Source organism: Kineococcus indalonis, assembly GCF_009906395.1.
GTDB classification, from domain to species: Bacteria; Actinomycetota; Actinomycetes; order Actinomycetales; family Kineococcaceae; genus Kineococcus; species Kineococcus indalonis.
Map to the genome: position 1 here is coordinate 1 of NZ_JAAALM010000511.1, position 2,874 is coordinate 2,874.

At 79.2% G+C, this 2,874-nt stretch carries 3 protein-coding genes; 2 read left to right on the forward strand and 1 reads right to left on the reverse strand.

Annotation, left to right across the window (positions count from 1 at the left end; genetic code table 11):
• Nucleotides 1–655 (forward strand): TIGR03085 family metal-binding protein (locus GTR00_RS18165; RefSeq protein ID WP_166612982.1); only part of this gene is annotated, 655 nt, incomplete at its 5' end.
• 12 nt (nt 656–667) lie between these two features.
• On the opposite strand, the gene hisF is transcribed toward GTR00_RS18165, so the two are convergent.
• Nucleotides 668–1,441 (reverse strand): imidazole glycerol phosphate synthase subunit HisF, encoded by a 774-nt coding sequence (gene hisF, locus GTR00_RS18170; RefSeq protein ID WP_166612983.1) that lies wholly within the window; start codon nt 1,439–1,441, stop codon nt 668–670.
• Nucleotides 1,442–1,498: 57 nt separating this feature from the next.
• Between hisF and GTR00_RS18175 the strand changes: the two genes are divergently transcribed.
• The gene (locus GTR00_RS18175; RefSeq protein WP_166612984.1) at nt 1,499–2,788 is read left to right on the forward strand and encodes a GNAT family N-acetyltransferase; all 1,290 of its coding nucleotides are present in this window, start codon (nt 1,499–1,501) and stop codon (nt 2,786–2,788) included.
• The last annotated feature ends 86 nt before the right edge of the window (nt 2,789–2,874 follow it).

Consider the following 2,874-nt stretch of genomic DNA (forward strand, 5'->3'; position numbering starts at 1 on the left):
GTCGCGCACCGCCAGGTGCACCAGCAGGCCGCGCGCGCCCACGCTGTGCGAGGGGTGGGCGGTGCGCGACCTGCTGGTGCACCTGGCGGTGCGCGACGGGCGCCCGGACGTGCTGGCCGGCGAGGTCCTGGGCCGGGCGGTGCCCGCGCTGGGCGCGCACGCCGAGCGGGTGCAGGGGCGCTGGCGCGAGGAGCCGTTCGAGGCGCTGGTGCAGCGGGTGCGCTCCGGGCCGCCGGCGGTCAGCCCGGCGCGCTGGCGCCCGGTGGCGGACCTGGTCAACGGCGTGGAGTTCTTCGTGCACCGCGAGGACGTGCGCCGCGCGCAGGAGGGCTGGCGCCCGCGCGAGCTGGCGCGCGGGGAGTCCGAGGGCCTGTGGCGGGCGGTGCGGCTGGCGGGGCGGGCGGCCTACCGCCGCTCCCCCGTGGGGGTGGTGCTCGTCACCCCGGACGGCCCGCGCGCGGTGGTGCGCGGCGGCGCGGTGTCGGTCAGCCTGCGCGGTGAGCCGCAGGAGCTGCTGCTGCACGCCTCCGGGCGCCGCACGCGCGCGCTGGTGCAGGTGGAGGGGGCGGCGCACGCGGTGCGGGCGTTCACCGACGCGTTCCCCGGCGCGCCCGACGTCCCCGGCACCCCCGCCGCTCCCGGCACCGCCGGCTGAGCGGGGGCGCGCTCAGCGCACCGGGGCGCCGGCCGCGCGCAGGGCGTCCTTGACCTGGCCGATGGTCAGCTGCTGGAAGTGGAAGACGCTGGCGGCCAGGACGGCGTCGGCGCCGACGGCCACGGCGGGGGCGAAGTGCTCCACCGCGCCGGCGCCGCCGCTGGCGACCAGCGGGACGCTGACGCGGCCGCGCACGGCGGTGAGCATCTCCAGGTCGAAGCCGGCCTTGGTGCCGTCGGCGTCCATGGAGTTCAGCAGCACCTCCCCCGCCCCGAGCTCGGCGGCGCGCACGGCCCACTCGACGGCGTCCAGGCCGGTGCCGCGGCGGCCGCCGTGGGTGGTCACCTCGAAGCCGGAGGGCGTGGTGGCCTGGCCGGGCAGGGTGCGGCGGGCGTCGACGGAGAGCACGAGGACCTGCGAGCCGAAGCGCTCGGCGATCTCGGTGATCAGCTCGGGGCGGGCGATGGCGGCGGTGTTGACGCCCACCTTGTCGGCGCCGGCGCGCAGCAGGCGCTCGACGTCGGCCACCGAGCGCACCCCGCCGCCGACGGTGAGCGGGATGAAGACCTGCTCGGCGGTGCGGGAGACGACCTCGTAGGTGGTCTCCCGGGAGGCCGAGGAGGCGGTGACGTCCAGGAAGGTCAGCTCGTCGGCGCCCTCCGCGTCGTAGCGGCGGGCCAGCTCGACGGGGTCGCCGGCGTCGCGCAGGTCGGCGAAGTTGACGCCCTTGACCACGCGGCCGGCGTCGACGTCCAGGCAGGGGATGACTCGCACGGCGACGCTCACGGCAGGAGGGTAGTCGGCGCGAGCGGGTGCCGGCGGCTCGGCGGTAGCGTCGCCCGCATGACGCCCCTCGACGCCGAGGCCCTGCCCCTGCGCACCGTGGACCCCGCCGACGCCGAGGCGGTGGCGGCGTGGTCGCAGGTGCCGCGGGTGGCGTTCTGGCAGGCGGCACCGGCCCCGCACGAGGCCGAGGAGCGCGCGCGCGACGCCGTGCGCCGCGTGGCCGGGCACCGGCTGTCGGGGGTGCTCGACGGCGGGCGCTGGGTGGCCACGTACCGCTCCTTCGACTCGGAGCTGACGCTGCCGGGGACCGGGCCGGTGGCGGTGAACGCGGTCTCGACCGTGACGGTGCTGCCCACGCACCGCCGGCGGGGGCTGCTGCGGCGGATGATCGACGCGGACCTGACGGCCGCGCGGCAGCGCGGCCACGCGCTGGCGGTGCTCATCGCCGCGGAGGCGCCGATCTACGGGCGCTTCGGTTTCGGCACGGCCACGTGGTCCACGAGCCTGCGCGTGGACGCGGGCGCGTGCCGGTTCCGCGACGACGCCCCGCACGGCGGGCAGCGCCTGGAGCTGGTGGACCCGGTGGCGGCGCGCGCGCAGCTGGCCGCCGTGCACGACGCCTCCCGGCGCGCGCGCGCCGGCGGGCTGGCGCGCGACGAGGAGTGGTGGCGGCAGTGGGCGGCGCCGGGCCCCGGCGGCGCCCTGGGCGAGCGCGGGCACGTCGTGGTGCACCGCGACGCCGCCGGCGCCGCCGACGGGTACGCCGCCTACACCCTGCACGAGGAGTGGGAGGGGCGGGTCTCGCGCTGCTCGGTGCGCGTGCTGGACCTGCACGCCCTCTCCCCCGGCGCCTACCGGGACCTGTGGCAGTTCCTGGTCTCGCTGGACTGGGTGCGCACCGTGGAGGCCCGCGACCGCGCCGTGGACGAGCCGCTGCCGCTGATGCTGCAGGACCCGCGGGCGGTGCAGCACGGGCCGGTGGACGACTTCGTGTGGGTGCGGCCGCTGGACGCGGCCGGTGCGCTGGCGGCGCGGCGCTACCCGGGCTGCGGCACGCTGGTGCTGCGGGTGCTGGACCCCGGCGGGCCGGCGGGGGGCACGGTGCGCCTGCACGTGGACCCCCAGCGCTGCGGGGAGGACGGCTGGACGTGCGCGGAGGTGACGGGCACGGACGCCGAGCCCGACGTGGTGCTGGGCGCTGCGGAGCTGGGGGCGCTGCTGCTGGGCGGGACGTCGGCGGTGGCGCTGGCCGCGGCGGGGCGGGTGCACGGCTCGGCGGCGGCGGTGCAGCGGCTGCACGCGCTGCTGGGCACGCCGGCGGCGCCGTGGTGCCCGACGTGGTTCTGACCGCGGACCCCGCCCGGGAGCCGGGCCGCGGCCCGGTCGGCGCCCCCGCGGACGCGGCGGTGCTGGGCACGGCGGCGGTCGTGGAG